At 53.2% G+C, this 16,772-nt stretch carries 7 protein-coding genes, 2 tRNA genes and 3 rRNA genes; 2 read left to right on the top strand and 10 right to left on the bottom strand.

The window, feature by feature from the left end; translation table 11 throughout:
• Positions 1–26: 26 nt before the first annotated feature.
• From V3C20_RS07675 to pyrF, 3 genes are all read right to left on the bottom strand, one after another.
• Positions 27–1,718 (bottom strand): putative manganese-dependent inorganic diphosphatase, encoded by a 1,692-nt coding sequence (locus V3C20_RS07675; protein WP_130084905.1) that lies wholly within the window; start codon positions 1,716–1,718, stop codon positions 27–29.
• A 21-nt stretch (positions 1,719–1,739) separates the two neighbouring features.
• Positions 1,740–2,513 (bottom strand): TonB family protein, encoded by a 774-nt coding sequence (locus V3C20_RS07670; protein ID WP_130084906.1) that lies wholly within the window; start codon positions 2,511–2,513, stop codon positions 1,740–1,742.
• A 129-nt stretch (positions 2,514–2,642) separates the two neighbouring features.
• Entirely contained in the window at positions 2,643–3,428 is a 786-nt protein-coding gene (gene pyrF, locus V3C20_RS07665; protein ID WP_130084907.1) for an orotidine-5'-phosphate decarboxylase, read from the bottom strand.
• 118 nt (positions 3,429–3,546) lie between these two features.
• On the opposite strand from pyrF, the gene V3C20_RS07660 reads away from it, so the two are divergent.
• Entirely contained in the window at positions 3,547–5,415 is a 1,869-nt protein-coding gene (locus V3C20_RS07660) for an OPT family oligopeptide transporter (protein WP_161981675.1), read from the top strand.
• Positions 5,416–5,495: 80 nt separating this feature from the next.
• On the opposite strand, the gene V3C20_RS07655 is transcribed toward V3C20_RS07660, so the two are convergent.
• The 7 genes from V3C20_RS07655 to V3C20_RS07625 all read right to left on the bottom strand — a co-directional run bounded on the left by V3C20_RS07655 (position 5,496) and on the right by V3C20_RS07625 (position 16,264).
• Positions 5,496–8,054 (bottom strand): alpha-N-acetylglucosaminidase, encoded by a 2,559-nt coding sequence (locus tag V3C20_RS07655; protein ID WP_130084909.1) that lies wholly within the window; start codon positions 8,052–8,054, stop codon positions 5,496–5,498.
• 379 nt (positions 8,055–8,433) lie between these two features.
• A 5S ribosomal RNA gene (gene rrf, locus V3C20_RS07650) occupies positions 8,434–8,549 on the bottom strand.
• A gap of 254 nt (positions 8,550–8,803) precedes the next feature.
• Positions 8,804–11,639, bottom strand: a 23S ribosomal RNA gene (locus tag V3C20_RS07645).
• Between the two features lie 211 nt (positions 11,640–11,850).
• Positions 11,851–11,927, bottom strand: a tRNA-Ile gene (locus tag V3C20_RS07640).
• Between the two features lie 83 nt (positions 11,928–12,010).
• A tRNA-Ala gene (locus tag V3C20_RS07635) sits at positions 12,011–12,086 on the bottom strand.
• 173 nt (positions 12,087–12,259) lie between these two features.
• A 16S ribosomal RNA gene (locus tag V3C20_RS07630) occupies positions 12,260–13,771 on the bottom strand.
• The 16S, 23S and 5S rRNA genes sit together here with 2 tRNA genes alongside, the layout of an rRNA operon.
• 552 nt (positions 13,772–14,323) lie before the next feature.
• Positions 14,324–16,264 carry a hypothetical protein gene (locus V3C20_RS07625; protein WP_330018833.1) on the bottom strand — a complete coding sequence of 647 codons (1,941 nt, stop codon included), beginning with the start codon at positions 16,262–16,264 and terminating at the stop codon, positions 14,324–14,326.
• Here V3C20_RS07625 and V3C20_RS07620 point away from each other — a divergent pair.
• On the top strand, positions 16,263–16,733 hold the full coding sequence (locus V3C20_RS07620) for a hypothetical protein (RefSeq protein WP_162532032.1): 471 nt from the start codon (positions 16,263–16,265) through the stop codon (positions 16,731–16,733). The genes V3C20_RS07625 and V3C20_RS07620 overlap by 2 nt on opposite strands.
• The last annotated feature ends 39 nt before the right edge of the window (positions 16,734–16,772 follow it).

Here is a 16,772-nt window from a genome sequence, read left to right as displayed (position 1 = left end):
CTGTTTCGGAAAGGGAGAGAAAATCCCTATAATACCTTCAAGGCGCGGGAAATGGCCGGAAACAGTTGTTTCTTGCGGCTGACTACGTCCTTGGCGGCAAACAGGTTGGGACCCAGGCGCTCGTACTCTATGTGCTCCAGCACTTCCTCATCACCGACCGCCAGCAGCATGGAATCATGTGTGACGATATCCGTTACCAACAGGCAGGCCAGCTTCAAATCCTCTTCCTTTTCAAGCTTCCGGAGTTCATCCAGCAAATCTTCCTGAACCTCCTTCAGGCCGTACATGCCAATTTCCTCAATCTGGGAAATGCTGATCTTGTGGCCATATTCGGTAAATGTCTTGCGGTCTGCCTGCACAATGGCGGTGGGAGCCGTTTTGGAACGCAGCAGGGAGCCGGTGGCAAAAAACTCTTCTGTAAACTTCTTGGCGTCTATCCTAGCAATTCCGGTGAGCCATTCCAGCATTTCCCGGTCCGCCCGGGCAGTAGTGGGAGAAGTCAGGTTCAGCGTGTCCGATAAAATGCCGGCGCACAGACAGATGGCCGTGGACCGGGAAGGCTCCGCATCGCGATGATAGAACCTCCGCGCCACCAGGGTGGAGGTGGAACCCACCGGCTCATTCAGAAAACGGATGGGATCGCGCGTAGAAAGCTGGGTCCCCAGGCGGTGATGGTCCATTACCTCCACGATTTCCGCTTCTTCCACACCCTTGACGGCCTGAGAAAACTCGTTATGATCCACCAGGGCCACACGCGTACGGGGCGGATCGACAAGATCCGTCTTGCTCAGGACGCCGATCATCTTGTTTGTTCTCACGCTCATTACCGGAAACAGGGCCTGCTTGCGCTTGACGGCGGCCTGCCGCAGTTCCGGGAGAGGCATATTCTCGGGAAACACCGCATAATCCGTGTGAACCTGTTCCCTGACCTTCCGGGAACAGCGGATCAACTGGCCGACACTGGCCGTATCCCAAGGTGTGCTCAGAATGCAGGTCCCCGTGGCTTGGGCGGTTTCAATAATATCCAGGGAGGGAGAGGAACCCGCCGTCGTCACCAGGGCGCGCACTCCGTGTTCCACCGCGTACAACTGCACATTCGGACGGTCTCCGCAAATCACCACCAGGTCCTGCACGATTCCCTTCCGCTTGTAATTGGCCAGCCTCGTCCGCACGCTCGGTTCGCTGGAAGCGCCCACCAGCAGGATATTCTGGGTCTCTTCCTCGCTCAGCGTCTCTCCGGTCAGGCACTTGCCGTCAATGGTTCCGGCAATGTTGCTCAGGCTGGAAAAGACGGACCGTACATTCATCTCCGTCATGTTCAGCGGCATCAGGAGGCTCAACAAGTCAAAATAACGCAGCAGGCCATGTAGATTGCGGTCCGCATCAATCACCGGAATAGTCTGGAGGGAATTTTCCGTCATTCTGCGGTATGCCGTCAAAAACGTATCATCCGGGCTCACGCTGATCACATCCCGTCGGCAAATCGTCCCGGCAGTGGGCGTCACGTCGTGAATCAACACAGGTTCCGGCACTCCGGCCTTCTCCAACACCCATGAAGTCCTCAGCGTCATCTCTCCGCACCGGGCGGCTATGGCATCAGGTTCTCCGTGAGTTCTCAAAAACTCCGCATTTCCTATGGCGGAGCAGATGGCGTCCGTATCCGGATTCTGGTGCCCGATCACGTAAATGGGCCTTCTCTCTGTTTGCTCCGGAATCATTTTTCGTTTCCTCCTTGCAGGTTAATCGATGTTCAGCCGGACGGGCACCACCACCTTGGAAGCTATGGGCACGCCATCCTTTTCTGCCGGATAAAAAGTCCAATTCTCCTTCACCCAGCGCATGAAAAGGCGGTCCAATTCCGCCTTTCCGGTAGACTGGAGGAGATTGACAGATGTAGGTTCGCCACGGGCATTTACCCCCACCACGACTTTCACCACGGCATTCACCTTGCCCACCCTAGAGGAATTTACGGAACCGGGCAAGGACGGAGCATGTTTATAACGCACCTTTTTGTCCGGAGTGACATTCTCATCCGGCACGGCGTGTCCGGCAACGGGAACCACCGGTTTTTTCACGGCAGGGCGGGGTTTTACCTCCCTCATGTTGATCTGCATGGCGACCAGTTCCTCCGGCAGAAATTCGCTTTCCGGGACATCGGGACGGATATCCTCCACATCCGGCGAATGTTCATGGTCCGGCAGTTCCACGGCGAGAAGGTCTTCATCCGTGGCGATGGCCGGAACGGAACTGACGGTTGGCGGAGCAACCGCAGGGTCCACGGGAACGGGGCTCACCTCATTCACTTCTTCAAGCACCTCATCGGATGGAGCCACGAACTCCATGACAATTTCTCCCTTCTGGATGGAAGGAAGCCACCATTCCTGATAATGGATGGCCACCAGCACGGCGCACAAGGCTACCTGAACGCCCACAGCCGCCCCCAGAGCAATCAATATTGCAGGTTTGGAGGAGGAACGAGGCTTGAGCCTCACAATCCGGGGATTTTCATCCATAAGCAGTGGGCAAAGGGCAAATGCCTTTTTAATATAACAGACACAGCCCCTTTGACAAGCAGCAGTCCAGCCATACGCAGGACGTTACCATTTTGTTATCTTCGTGAAAAATGAACATACGCACGGGAATCAATAATCCAAAGCCTCACGGATACGGGCGGCAAACGTCTGCGCCTTTTCCGCAAAGCCCAATTCCGGATTCTGGTACATGATACCGCGGGACACGTTGATCAGGGGAGGCGCCGCATGGCCGGAACCGCTCAGGCTGGAAAGATCGCCTCCCTGGGCACCCAGTCCGGGAATCAACAGAGGAGCGTCCGGGATGCGCGCCAAAATGTCGGAATCGGCATTGGTCAGACCCACCACCATGCCTACGGACGTTTTGCGGTCTTCCTGCATGGACCGCCGTACCATGTCTCCCACCAGCTCATATACCTTGCGTCCGTCCGACAGCTCCCGGCGTTCGATGTCGGAAGAACCGGGATTGGACGTAATCGTCAGCAAATAAACGCCCTTGCCTTCGTAATCCAGAAAAGGTTCCAAAGTATCATACCCCATGAAGGGGCTCAGCGTAACGGCATCCACACCCAGGCGTTCAAAATAGGCTTGTGCATAATACTTCTGGGTCTCTCCGATGTCGCCGCGCTTGACGTCCAGCACCACGGGAACGTCATCCGGCATATCAGGCAGCAATTCTTCCAGCATTTCCAGACCGCGCAGTCCCATGGCCTCGAAATAGGCGATATTCGGCTTGAACGCGGCCGCATAAGGAGCGGTTTCCTCCACCACCTTCCGCAGCAGGACCGGAACGGCCTGCAAATCATCCATGACAGGGCGCGGATCCAGGCCCACGCACAACGCGGAACCGGTCTTTTCAATGCGGGCGGCAAGTTTATCCGTAAAAGAAATGCTCATGGGCGAATTAAATCACGGCAGCCACGGGCAGGCAAGCCCCAACGGAACTCCTGCCAAACGCAGAAGAACGGTAGATACGGCTTTCCCAGACCGTTCTCCCATGCTATGTTCCGGCCATATGCCGCACACTGATGTTCCCGCCGGACAGCCACCCCTTTCCTGCCTGGAAAAGCCTCTGCCCCTGGACGGATTCCGGGGAACCCCAGAAGAAATAGAACAACAATGGTACGACCAGGTCTATCTGGGTTCCGGAGACAGAATCAAACAGCTTACCTGGAGAGCCGTCATCGTCGGAATGCTTCTGGGCTCCATCCTCTCCCTCACCAATCTGTACGCCAACCTCAAGATGGGCTGGTCCTTCGGCGTAGCACTGACGGCGGGCATCATTTCATTTGCTCTCTGGAACGCCTTTGTCCGCCTGGGAATTTCCAAATCTCCCATGACCATTCTGGAAAACACCTGCATGCAGTCCGCCGCCAGCTCCGCAGGCTACTCCACGGGCGGCACGCTTACATCGGCCGTAGCCGCCCTTCTCCTGCTCACCGGACAGCACATGCCCCTGGGAGTCACTTTTGCCTGGATCTTCTTTATCGCCGTATTGGGCGTCACGATGGCCATTCCGATGAAACGCCAGATGATCAACATCGAGCAAATCAAATTCCCGGACAGCATCGCCACGGCGGAAACGCTCAAAGTCCTCTATTCGGAAGGGAAAAAGGCGGCCGGACAGGCCAAGGCCCTGCTTTACTCCGCACTGTTTGCCTCCGCCAATGCCATCGCCATGGCCCTGGGCGGGGAAAAATGGCTGGGAACTGTCCAACAGCATATCCTGGGAAACTGGTACCAGAGAACCATTTTCTTCAAATGGGACCTCATGTTTGTGGGTGCAGGCGCACTGGTGGGCATGAAAACCTCCCTCAGCCTTTTCATCGGGGGTACCGTCTGCTGGGCTCTGTACGTTCCCTGGCTGGAAAGCCAGGGCCTGCTTGCCGCTGGAGCCGGCTACCGCGACAGCGTTGGATGGACGCTGTGGGGAGGCACCGCATGCATGGTCATAGCCAGCATCGTGGCCTTCCTCTTCCAATGGAAAAGCATCGCACGCTCCTTCTCTTCCCTGGGAGCCATGTTCTCCATGAACAAAAAGCGCCATCTGACGGATGTGGAAAAAATAGAAACGCCCATGAGCTGGTTCCTGGCCGGGCAGATCATCTCCCTCATCGCGCTCAGCTACCTGGCCTACACTACCTTTGACGTTCCCTACTGGATGAGCTGTTTCGCCGTTTTCATCTCCTTCTTTCTGGCGCTTGTCGTATGCCGGATTACAGGGGAAGCCAACATCACACCCACCGGAGCCATGGGAAAAGTCACTCAGTTGATCTTCGGAGGAATTGCGCCCGGCCACGTTACGGCCAACCTTATGGCGGCCAATATTACTTCCGGAGCCTCCAGCTCTTCGGCCGACCTGCTCGTGGACCTCAAGGTAGGATATCTGCTGGGAGCCAACCCCCGCAAGCAATTCATTGCTCAATTCTCCGGCATCTTTCTGGGAACGCTAGTCTCCGTGCTGGCGTTCCGCTCCCTGGTGCCGGACGTGGATGCCCTCCAGGCTTTCAATGCACCGGGGGCCAGGACATGGGCGGCAACGGCGGAAGCCCTCGGCATGGGATTCAGCCATCTGCACAGCATCAAGGTTCTTTCCATCATTGCAGGCGGCATTCTTGGTCTGGTTCTTGTGCTTGTTCCCCGCTACTTTCCCGCTGTGGGGAAATGGCTGCCTACCCCCATCGGCTTCGGCCTTGCGTGGGCCATTCAATGGAATGACTCGTTCCTCTTCTTTGCCGGGGCCGTCCTCGGCTGGGCGGCAGACCATCTCTTCCGGTCCAAATCCAGGGAATATAAAATCCCCACCGCTTCCGGCATCATTGCCGGGGCGGCCCTGACAGGCATGGCCATCCTGATGTTCAGCATCTACCAGTCCGCCCGTTGATACATCCTTCCAGCCCCATGCATCGGATGCCGGGAAAAACATTTCCCGGAGCCTGAATCAAACAAACCTTGAACCGGCATTCAATTCCCGTTCTTCTTCAGAATCATTTCTCCCTGGGAATCCACTCCGGACGCGCCGCTCACCTCCGCTTTCAGCATATAGGAATCCAGATTGGTGCGGTACGTCTTTAAAACAAGCGTGTAGGAATTCCCGTTATTCTCCACGCCGGTCCACCCTTCGTGAACATCCGCAGCCACTTCCCGGTCACCTTCATACAATTTGACGGAATGAATCTTCAAGGCACTGGGGCCTCCCTTCCACTGAAACGTGGCTGTGTAAGTGCCCGGAGCATCCACCCGGTCCGTTACATCGAACCGCAACGGGGAACCCTGTTTCAAATCCCAGGCGAGTCCCGAGGAATACTTCTCGTCCCGACACAGCGAGTCGAGCACTTTCTGCCGGGCTTTCATCACCCGGTTGGCTACCGCCAGAACATCTCCGGACGGAGCAACCGGATACACCTTGCCATTGCCGGCGAATGCCAGTTCCTCTTGAATCGTCTTATCCATGAAAGAAGCATCCGCAGCAGCACGGTCCTTCTTCCCGGTCAGCAATTCCAACTGGGACTCAAAAAAATTCTTCCACCGGGGCAGATAAAAATCGGCTACCAATCCGGCCCACTGACGGTTCGAGTAATCGTTCAGTGCCCTGGGCGCCTGGTCGATCCACGTTGTCAGCAGCATCTTGGCGGAACGATCCATCAGGGCTTTCTCCTGGCGGGTTTCCCCCCAATTCAGCGCCTTTTCTTGCCAAGTCCCCAGCAGGAACTGCCTGTCCGTCGCCAGAACCGCATCCATATCCGTGATCAGGGACAGAAAAACCTGTACCTGTTTTTTGTAGCCGGGAACATCCCTCGCATCAAAAGCGGCCCGAACCCGCTGAAGCTGGTAAAAGGCGGCATCGGCAAGCACTTGGCGGACCAGGTCCACCAGATCATAGCGGAACGTCTCTTCTTTCACCAGCGACGGCTGTTCATTGGCTGCCTTCAAATAATCGCGCGCCGCGCTGACGATATCCCCCAGACGATAATATCTTTCCCCGCTGGACCAGGTGGAAGCCTTGCGGACATTCCAGGCCGGACGGGCGCAGACAATGGACTCCGTGCATCCCTCCTGGGAACGGACGGGACTGTAAATGGAGGAAGAGAGGACTCCCAAGGCATGGACAACTGATTCCGGAGCCTTGCCGTAGCGCTGAAGAGCATATTGCCGGAGCCATTCCTTGACGGGGATATCCTCCAAGGTCCACAGGCGGTCGCAAAACATGGCATAATGAAGAGGATTTGTTTCAAGACCTTCGGACAAAACTCCCATGCCCGTCAATCCCTTGTCCATGTGTGCGGATAAATCGCTTCCCAACCGCGACAACAGGGGAATGCCTCCGTACATTCCCGTATTGCCGCCGAAATTGGACAACTCGCACCAGACCCAGGGAATACCGTCAAAGGTCCTTAAATTCTTTCCTCCGTCGGCCATATCCTTGGTCAACTGCAAAACCAGCGCATGCTTCGGATCCATGCCATTCAACAACTCGCGGGAAGGATTACCTCCCCATGCCTGAATCACCCACGTAGAACCGGGAGAAGCCTTCTGCATGGCCTTCTGGACAGCCTCCGCCGCCTGTGTCACATTGATATTCCCCTTGCTCCCCCCTTCGTGAAACAGATCGCCGCCGAACATTTTTCCGGAAATACCGTACACCTTGCGAAGGGAACGATACCAATCCTCCGCCAGCTTGGGAAATGCCTCGCATGTCGGGTCGACAATCCAGGGACGCTTGAAATTGACCCATTCCCCCTGCGGAATTAACTTCAATCCTTTCATCCGGACATTCTCCGCAAAATCCGCGGGAACAAACCCCACATACCCCTGGAGGACGGGAGTCATGCCCAGTTGCTCCATGCGGGACACGATCCGTTTTCCCAACTGTGCCATCCTATCGATCTGGCGCTGGGAGAGCGGACCGCCGTGTCCCTCCAGATTACCCATGTTCCACCAGGCGGCAAACGCCGGATTGGGAATAAAGCGGATGGCCTTGTCCCTGGGATATCCCAGGCCGATCAAAAAATCTTCCCAGGTCTTCTCCAATCCGGCCGTCACCAGGGCATGGGTGAAACCGTTCAAAGCCAGAAAATCAATTTCCTGCTGCCACCTCTTCCAGTCCCAGAAAGCCGCCGTGTAAGACAAGGTGCAATAATTGTAGGCAAAAACAGTCTTCCAGGGAGACTCAATCGTAACAGGTCTTGCAGGAGCCGGCAATGGGGAAGGCAGGGCAAGCCGGTTGCCGTTCCACGACAAATGAACCTTGGCAATATTTTTCAAATACCAGCCATAGCCGGCTATCAGGTGCCGCACGTCGGAAGCCTCCACCCGAATGGAGCCTGGGATCCCGGAAATCGTGATCCTGTTTTGTAAGGCGGGATTGAGCTTGAATGACACAGCACCTTTGGCGGAGGGAGTCACACGCTCCACCACTCCTTCCGCCGCCGCTACCGGAGAAACATCCGCCGGAGCCGCCAAAATTACAGGAGCGGCAGCCAATCCCAAAATGGAACAAATGGAAGCATAGCGTGAAATCATGGTAATGACTATACATTCAGCACCGTACCCCGTCTTTCAAAATCAATCCTCAAAGTGAGAAAAATTCCGGCATCTTTTACTTTATCTTGTTTTCCAGTGGTGCCTTAAATTCCGTGGTTCTTTTCAACTGTTCGTTAAAATTCTTTCATGGACGTAATGGATCTTATGGCTTTCATGGCCAAAGATGGCAAAGAGGGTATAATAGACAGAGAAGGTTTGAATTTTTGTTCCTTAAGTCTCCTGAGGCCACTCTGTCCATTACATCCATTACGTCCATTGAGTTCTTTAAGTGTTTTTTTTCAATAGTAGTTTAGTTGTATTTTCAAGAAAAGAGCAAGCCCCTGGAGTTGTTTAAACTTCAGGGGCTTGAGGTAAAAAATCCCGGCGGCGACCTACTCTTGCGGGACCTATCGTCCGACTACCATTGGCGCGGCAGCGTTTCACTTCCGGGTTCGGAACGGGACCGGGTGGGACCACTGCGCTCTGGCCACCGGGCTTCAGGGGGAAGAGTTTTTATTGATCTTCATCCTGCCTGCCCGGCGCCCTTGTTAGGGGTGCTTTTTTTTGGGGGGGGATTTTTTAGTGTTTGTTGTGTGTGGCAAGGAGATTTTCTTCCTGTTTAAGGGGATGTATTGGGAAGGGGGGGGTCAGCGTAAACTGACATCTGCGTGGCTGGTGGTGTTTAAATCATGCATATGGTGAATAGGACATTTGGTAAGTTGTATTCACGATTGGGAGTGTGATGTAATATGATGAAGTCTATCGGTGATTAGTATCGCTTGGCTCAATACATTGCTGCACTTACACCTGCGACCTATCGACGTGGTGGTCTTCCACGAACCTATAGGGAAAACTCATCTTGGGATGGGCTTGGCGCTTAGATGCTTTCAGCGCTTATCCCTTCCGCACTTAGCTACTCGGCCATGCACTTGACAGTACAACCGATGCACCAGTGGTGCGTCAGACCCGGTCCTCTCGTACTAAGGTCTGAACCCCTCAATTTTCCAACGCCCACAGAGGATAGAGGACCGAACTGTCTCGCGACGTTCTGAACCCAGCTCGCGTGCCGCTTTAACCGGCGAACAGCCGGACCCTTGGGACCTTCTCCAGCCCCAGGATGCGACGAGCCGACATCGAGGTGCCAAACCACGCCGTCGATATGAACTCTTGGGCGTGATCAGCCTGTTATCCCTAAGGTACCTTTTATCCGTTGAGCGACGGCAATTCCACTTTCTACCGCCGGATCACTTGGGCCTGCTTTCGCATCTGCTCGACTTGTTGGTCTCACAGTTAGGCGGGCTTATGCCCATGCACTCGACACCCGGTTGCCAACCGGGCTGAGCCCACCTTCGCGCTCCTCCGTTACTCTTTGGGAGGATACCGCCCCAGTAAAACTGACCGGCTGACACGGTCCTCTGGCCGGATTCACGGCTCAGGGTTAGATCCTCCAGTTTCAAAGGGTGGTGTCTCATTGATGACTCGGATGCCCCCTAAAGGGCATCTTCAGCGTCTCCCACTTACTCTGAGCATTAAAACCGAAGAAACAATGACAGCTTACAGTTAAGGTCTATAGGGTCTTTCCGTCCTTCTGCGGGTAGGCGGCATCTTCACCGCCACTACAATTTCACTGAGCGCCTGGTTGAGACAGTGCCCAACTCGTTTCACGATTCGTGCAGGTCGGAACTTACCCGACAAGGAATTTCGCTACCTTAGGACCGTTATAGTTACGGCCGACATTCACCGGGACTTGGGTTTAGAGCTTCGCCTTGCGGCTAACCCCTTGCCTTAATCTTTCGGCATTGGTCACGTGTCACACCCTATACTTCGACTTGCGTCTTTGCAGAGTGCTGTGTTTTTGATAAACAGTCGGTTGGGCCATTTCTCTGCGGCCTGCATCGCTGCAGGCACCCCTTCTTCCGAAGTTACGGGGCTAATTTGCCGAGTTCCTTAACCAGGTTTCACTCTTACGCCTTGGTATATTCTACCCACCCACCTGTGTCGGTTTGCGGTACGGGTCGCTTAGCATACGCTGGGGCTTTTCTTGGCACTCGATCCAATGATGCGCTGAGTCCGTGGACTCAACTCGGAATTCAATAACCTAGTCATCTTTTCTCATGCGTCCCCCCAGTTTAAGGGTCGCGAGCTCAGGATTATTAACCTGATGTCCATCGCCTACGCCTCTCGGCCTCGGCTTAGGTCCCGGCTAACCCAGGGACGAAACACGTTGCCCTGGAAACCTCGGGTTTACGGCGGCCGGGGATTTCACCCGGCTTTACGTTACTCATGTCTGCATACTCACTTGCATGCGCTCCAGGGTCAGTCGCCATCACCCTTCAATGCGCATGCAACGCTCTTCTACCACTCTGCCTTGCGGCAAAGTCCAGAGCTTCGGTATAACGCTTGATCGCCAATCATTTTCGGCGCAGGATCACTCGATGAGTAAGCTATTACGCATTTTTTAAATGGTGGCTGCTTCTAAGCCAACATCCTCACTGTCTGTGTAATCCCACATCCTTTCCACTGAGCGTTATTTAGGCACCTTAGCTGCTGGTCTGGGTTGTTTCCCTCTCGACAATGAAGCTTATCCCCCACTGTCTCACTGCCACGTTCCATTGCACGGTATTCGGAGTTTGATAAGGTTTGGTAAGCGGGTGTGCCCCCTAGCCTTGTCAGTGCTCTACCCCCGCGCATCAGCACGTGACGCTGCACCTAAATGCATTTCGAAGAGAACCAGCTATCACGGGGTTTGATTAGCCTTTCACTCCTACCCTCAGCTCATCAGAGAACTTTTCAACGTTCACCTGTTCGGTCCTCCACATGGTTTTACCCATGCTTCAACCTGGCCAAGGGTAGGTCACCTCCGCTTCGGGTCCAGTACCTGCGACTTGATTCGCCCTATTCGGACTTGCTTTCGCTGCGACTCCGGGCCGGAAGCCCTTAGTCTTGCCACAAACACTGACTCGCAGACTCATTAAACAAAAGGCACGCCATCGCAGATCGCTCTGCTCTGACACTTTGTAGACATACGGTTTCAGGTTCTATTTCACTCCGCTCACAGCGGTTCTTTTCACCTTTCCCTCGCGGTACTTGTTCACTATCGGTCGCCAACTAGTATTTAGCCTTGCGCGGTGGTCCGCGCGGATTCATACATCGTTCCACGTGTGATGTATTACTCAGGATTCCACTAATTCCCACTCTGGATTTCGTCTACAGGGCTTTCACCTTCTATGGCCAGCCTTTCCAGGCTGTTCTACTATCCAGTATGGTCGAATATGTCGTGGTCCTACAACCCCGAAGGAGTACCTTCGGTTTGGGCTCCATCCGCTTTCGCTCGCCACTACTTACGGAATCGATTTCTCTTTCTTTTCCTCCGCTTACTGAGATGTTTCACTTCAGCGGGTTTCGCGTTTCATACCCTATGTATTCAGGTATGAACGATCGAGTATTGCCTCGATCAGGTTACCCCATTCGGATACCCCCGGATCATCGCTTGCTTGCAGCTTCCCGAGGTTTTTCGCAGCTTGCCGCGTCCTTCTTCGCCTGTTGGCACCAAGGCATTCACCGTACGCCCTTACTTACTTCATCATATTGCAAAAGCTTGTTACCACTTCCACAATACCACAAAGCCCTTTCGTGACTTACTGTATTGTCTTTTTATCTTGGTATGCATGTTTTATGTTGTGTATTGTAGTTGTTTTTCAACTACCCACTTTGTTGGAAAGCGATTGCTTCTCAGCAATCGTTTTCTTTGCCACGCAGATGTCAATTTTCGTCTTCCTTCCAATAATCAATTTTTTGGTGGGCCTGACAGGACTTGAACCTGTGACCCCGCGCTTATCAAGCGCGTGCTCTAACCAACTGAGCTACAGGCCCGGCTTGGGTCTCTTGCGAGACAGTTACCAAAGACTAAAGATTAGTTACCAAAGTCTTTTGTTTCTGTCCCTCTTTACCGAAACTGGTGGAGGCACGGGGACTCGAACCCCGGACATCCAGCTTGCAAAGCTGGCGCTCTACCAACTGAGCTATACCCCCAGTTGCGGTTCTTTCAGAAAAAAAGGCCGTGACGCACGTCGTACCGGCTCCGCTCAAAGGCGAGCCTGCTTTACACATCTTGTTTAGTTCGTTGCGCTCCCTCGCGAGATACGCTTTCTCATCCCTCAAGACGAGAACCGACCTATGCAGTCAATGCTGCACTTACTCCATAGAAAGGAGGTGATCCAGCCGCAGGTTCCCCTACGGCTACCTTGTTACGACTTCATCCCAGTTACCAGTCTCACCTTAGGACCCTGCCTCCTTGCGGTTGGCTTCAGATACTTCGGGTGCGACCGGCTTCCATGATGTGACGGGCGGTGTGTACAAGACCCGGGAACGTATTCACGGCGCCGTAGCTGATGCGCCATTACTAGCGATTCCGGCTTCGTGTAGGCGGGTTGCAGCCTACAGTCCGAACTGGGCCCAGTTTTCAGGATTTCCTCCGCCTCGCGGCTTCGGCCCCCTCTGTACTGGGCATTGTAGTACGTGTGCAGCCCTGGGCATAAGGGCCATACTGACCTGACGTCGTCCCCACCTTCCTCCCAGTTGATCTGGGCAGTCTCGCCAGAGTCCCCACCTTGACGTGCTGGTAACTGGCAACAGGGGTTGCGCTCGTTGCTGGACTTAACCAAACATCTCACGACACGAGCTGACGACGGCCATGCAGCACCTGTGTAACGCCTCCGAAGAGTCGCATGCTTTCACATGTTGTTCATTACATGTCAAGCCCAGGTAAGGTTCTTCGCGTTGCATCGAATTAAGCCACATACTCCACCGCTTGTGCGGGTCCCCGTCAATTTCTTTGAGTTTTAATCTTGCGACCGTACTCCCCAGGCGGCACGCTTAACGCGTTAGCTCCGGCACGCAGGGGGTCGATTCCCCGCACACCAAGCGTGCACCGTTTACTGCCAGGACTACAGGGGTATCTAATCCCTTTCGCTCCCCTGGCCTTCGTGCCTCAGCGTCAGTTAATGTCCAGGAACCCGCCTTCGCCACGAGTGTTCCTCTCGATATCTACGCATTTCACTGCTACACCGAGAATTCCGGTTCCCCCTCCATTACTCTAGTCTCGCAGTATCATGTGCAATCCAGGGGTTGAGCCCCTGCCTTTCACACACGACTTACGAAACAGCCTACGCACGCTTTACGCCCAGTGATTCCGAACAACGCTTGAGACCTCTGTATTACCGCGGCTGCTGGCACAGAGTTAGCCGTCTCTTCCTCTTGTGGTACTATCTTTTTAATTTGCTCCCACATGACAGGGGTTTACAATCCGAAGACCTTCATTCCCCCACGCGGCGTCGCACCATCAGGGTTGCCCCCATTGTGAATGATTCTCGACTGCTGCCACCCGTAGGTGTCTGGACCGTGTCTCAGTTCCAGTGTGGCCGGACATCCTCTCAGACCGGCTACCCGTCATCGCCTTGGTGAGCCGTTACCTCACCAACTAACTAATAGGCCGCGAGCCCATCTCCTAGCGCATTGCTGCTTTGATCTTTCAATCGTATGCGGTATTAATCCCGGTTTCCCAGGGCTATCCCCCACTAAGAGGCAGGTTACTCACGTGTTACTCACCCGTGCGCCACTAGAGAATTATTAGCAAGCTAGCAATTCTCCCGTTCGACTTGCATGTCTTATCCACGCCGCCAGCGTTCGTTCTGAGCCAGAATCAAACTCTCCATCAAATATAATTTTTGAAATTGCTGGACCAAATGGAATCTCTCGATTTCATTTGCGCCATGCTTCGCAAGCTCTTCACTCGGGTTTGTCTCCCTCGTGCCTCTTCGCTTATTCCAGCACGGCGCGCGTCACGACCTTTTTTCCTTCCCTTGCTTCTACCAACCCTACCCTCTCAGAGCTAGGTCGCTCCTTCAGACCGCTTACCCATCGGCGATTCTCATCGCTCATAGGACGGCCCTGCGTAGGGTTCGGTAGTCATTCCCTTGAAAATCTTCTTATCGGCGCTCTCTTTAAAAAAGCTTCCTGCAGACGGCCAGCCTTCCTCCCCAAAACCCATCTGCAGGGTTCCCAGGGCCGTGGGCCTTTCGTGCTGCCGCCGTGTTGGCGTGCCGAGAAGTCTACTAAAACCAACCCATTTGTCAATATATTTTGAAAATGTTTTCGAATTGTTTTTCAACAATTTTAAAACTCATTGATTATAGGCATTTTAAAAATTCACATTTCCCCATAAAAAAGCCCCCTTTCACAGGGAAAGAGGGTAAAATGTTTCAGCAGGCTTAAATTTCCTTCTGTTTTTTCTTCATGGCTGCATATTGATGGACCAGCGGCAATTCACGGAATGCTTTCAGGGCATCCTCTTTTGCCTGCGCATAGTCTTTTTTGTCCATGGCCATTTCCATCATGACTTGGTAACAAGCGGCATTATAGCCGCCATCACCGCGAGTATTGGCATCCCGCATGATCTGCAAGGCGCGCCGGGAAGCGTCGTAGCTGTTCTCCTGCATTTCATCCAAGTTTCTATAGATTTTCAACGTGTAGGAGGCCAGGGTGTCTTCCTGGGGAAAGCGGGCAAGCATCTTGTCCAGAATATCAACCGCCTTACGGTAATCCTTTTCCTTGACTGCCTGTCCGGCACGCATTTCAGCTACTGTGGAAGAGAAGGAGGGATTGTCGGAAAAACGCTCTGCATTTTCTTCCAGCAATTTGATGTAATCCTCATATTTTTTCTGTTTGCGGAGCTCAAAGGACTTTTTGTACACACCCTCAAGCTCCTGGTCGTATGCCTGGCGTTTGGCAAGCTCTTCAGTCAGTTTATCTTTGTCAAGCGTATCCCTGGCCGCCAAGTCCGCTACCCAGGAAGGCATTCTCTTGATTTCTCCAGCCCATACAACCACACCGTCACGAATGGCGGCAGACGACGGAAAGTATTGAAGTTTAAGAGAGTTAAAAAGGTCCATTACAGAGTCATCGGAAGGAACCCCAACAGGATAGGGAGACCACATGCCGGGACGTTCCAGGCACTCCTTCACTTGTTCCTTGTTCAACGGCCTCACCGACAGTACCAGTACTTTGACATTAGGGTGATCCAAAAGCCCGTATTTCTTCAAGACAATATCCAGCGTATTGGCGGGAATATCCCCTACCAGCTTTCCATCCTTCGAAAAGGCTCGCCAGAAGTCGATAAAAACAGTTTTCCCGGCAGGAAGCCCCGCCAAGCCCGGATGATTGAACCAGGTTTGCTTTTTCAAGAGAGGCGTATAAAAGGAATCTTCCTGAACCGCTTCTATTTCCTGCATCTTGCGAGGCGGTTCCGGCCTGATCCCCTCCGTCGCACGGTCCAACAAGGACTGGAGCGTTTCCTTATCCCCCGTCTGTTCCTGCAGCTTTGCCCATGCTTTTCCCAAAGATGAAAGCGTAATGGCTTTTTCCATATACTCCAGAGCCTCCTTTCTCTTGCCCTGCTTTTCCCGTAATTCCGCCATCATGCGCCACGGAAGAGATGCCTCCTTGTTTCCCTTTTTCGAGATTTCAATGCAGCGGCGCAAGCACCGTTCTACCAGCGCGGCATCCAATTTATCAGATGGCATGGTGTCTGCTTGCAGCAAGCTACCGGCCACATTGATCTGCACACGGTAATTATCTGAATATTCTTCCGTCAGGTCATTCAGGACCAATTGTGCTTCATCATATTTTCCCTGTTTCAGCAGAACATTGAAAGGTATGGTTTTCAAATAAATCAGCCTGTCCTGTGAAAATTGATTCGATTCCTGAATCTGCTTTAAAAGGGGATCAGCCCCCTGTCTGCCATTTTTTTGGACAAGCTGGTTGACCATCTGCCTCGTCTGCAGGAAAATCTTGTTTTCCTTATCTCTCGCATCCGCTGTTTCGACCGGCAGGGAGGCCGCTGAGAAGTCCGGCTTCAACATAGCCGTCAGCATTTCTTCCGAAAGCTTTAAGGGATGCCCCCGCCAGATGAGTTTTCCGTTTTTAATGGCAAAAACATGTGGAATTCCATTTACTTCCAGAGGATCCAGCCATTTTGCCTTGGTGCGCTTTCCATCCAGGTCCACGGCCATGGTATAAGTGAGGGGAGTCGGCCTGTTTTTCAGAAATTCCTTCAGGTTTTCCGGAGATTTGCGATCCATCACGTTTACCCCGATGATCTGCAGGTTTGGATTTCCCTTGAGCACCTGGTGCAGATGTTCCATATGAGGCATGGCAGCAAGACAGGGACCGCACCAGGTTGCCCAGAATTCAAAAATATACACTTTGTCCTTTTCCCATTTTTTCACGGGATCACCTTGGAGCCACACTTCCGGAATTCCATCCAGAAGCATTTCAGGCAAAGCTTCCGCCGCGGCGGCAGTTTTATCTTCTTTTTTTTCAGAAGAGCCAGCCATTGAAGGCATACCCGCAGTCATCGCAAAAACTGCGGAACAGCCCAAAACAAGCAGATTAAAATTCAACATGGTAAAACCATACTCCCGGAACCAGCCGCGTCAAGATTATAGAAGAGGATTTCCAGTCGGATGGCAAAACAAGATTCATTTCTCCCCGCAGCAGGAAAATTTATGCGGCGCCGGAGTACTGGAGAAGAGAAAAAATGCTAAGCATGAGCTTTTTCCCCCGAGGGCAGAAAATGTCAATTTCCAGCATCCACATTTTTTTGAATTTCATTGGTTTTAAGAAAAAAAATTTACCTTTTAGGATAATCAAAGACAATAT

Source organism: Akkermansia sp. RCC_12PD (genome assembly GCF_036417355.1).
Classification (GTDB): Bacteria; Verrucomicrobiota; Verrucomicrobiia; order Verrucomicrobiales; family Akkermansiaceae; genus Akkermansia.
This window is presented reverse-complemented; position numbering and strand designations above follow the sequence as displayed.

Excerpts from the sequence above, each read along its gene's own strand:
- V3C20_RS07675 (WP_130084905.1), bottom strand. The coding sequence starts at position 1,718 with ATGATTCCGGAGCAAACAGAGAGAAGGCCCATTTACGTGATCGGGCAC.
- V3C20_RS07670 (WP_130084906.1), bottom strand. The coding sequence starts at position 2,513 with ATGGATGAAAATCCCCGGATTGTGAGGCTCAAGCCTCGTTCCTCCTCC.
- pyrF (WP_130084907.1), bottom strand. The coding sequence starts at position 3,428 with ATGAGCATTTCTTTTACGGATAAACTTGCCGCCCGCATTGAAAAGACC.
- V3C20_RS07660 (WP_161981675.1), top strand. The coding sequence starts at position 3,547 with ATGCCGCACACTGATGTTCCCGCCGGACAGCCACCCCTTTCCTGCCTG.
- V3C20_RS07655 (WP_130084909.1), bottom strand. The coding sequence starts at position 8,054 with ATGATTTCACGCTATGCTTCCATTTGTTCCATTTTGGGATTGGCTGCC.
- V3C20_RS07620 (WP_162532032.1), top strand. The coding sequence starts at position 16,263 with ATGGCAGCAAGACAGGGACCGCACCAGGTTGCCCAGAATTCAAAAATA.
- V3C20_RS07625 (WP_330018833.1), bottom strand. The coding sequence starts at position 16,264 with ATGCCTCATATGGAACATCTGCACCAGGTGCTCAAGGGAAATCCAAAC.